The sequence below is a fragment of the Anaerolineae bacterium genome, from assembly GCA_025062375.1.
In the GTDB taxonomy this organism is placed as follows: domain Bacteria; phylum Chloroflexota; class Anaerolineae; order SpSt-600; family SpSt-600; genus SpSt-600.
This window is the reverse complement of record JANXAG010000094.1, coordinates 1-501: the sequence shown is the minus strand read 5'-3', so window position 1 is coordinate 501 and position 501 is coordinate 1. Positions and strand designations below refer to the sequence as shown.

Genomic DNA, 501 nt, shown 5'->3' with positions numbered 1-501 from the left:
GGGGACGTCCACGTAGGTGACCGTCCGGTCGGTCATATTGACCCGAAGGATCTTGGACATCGCACACCTCCTGTGAAATATGGTGGACTTTGGAATGGCTCGAAAACGCGACCGCTGTTAACGACTCGCGCTTCACCTGCGGCGCCGGAGCGCAGCGGAGGCGCTGTCAGGTGAAAGCGCAGGTTGGGCGGCATAGTTATGGGGACAACTTTACTCCACCTTTTTAACACTAATCTCGCCTGTAGCCGTGTGTTGAGGGTTACCAGTGGCATATCTCCAGATTCCGCGAAGTCTGCTATTTTCTCTAACAAGTCTTGCCTCAATTCGGTCACCCTCTTTGTCATCGAAAACAACTAAAACCGTGCTTTCATCAAGGACCTGGATACCAACAGTATTATCTTCATAGAATGGCGCTCCCGGAACTTCTAACATACCAGTACCATTTTCTAAAATGATAAGCGTCATGGTATAGGTTCCGCCAAATTTCGTGCTGTTGGTGGA

General features: G+C 50.3%; 1 protein-coding gene. It reads right to left on the bottom strand.

Features of this window, described 5'->3' with window-relative positions; all coding sequences use genetic code 11:
- Nucleotides 1-210 precede the first annotated feature (210 nt).
- The coding region (locus NZ653_10220) for a hypothetical protein (GenBank protein MCS7287489.1) at nucleotides 211-501 on the bottom strand (291 nt) is incomplete at its 5' end.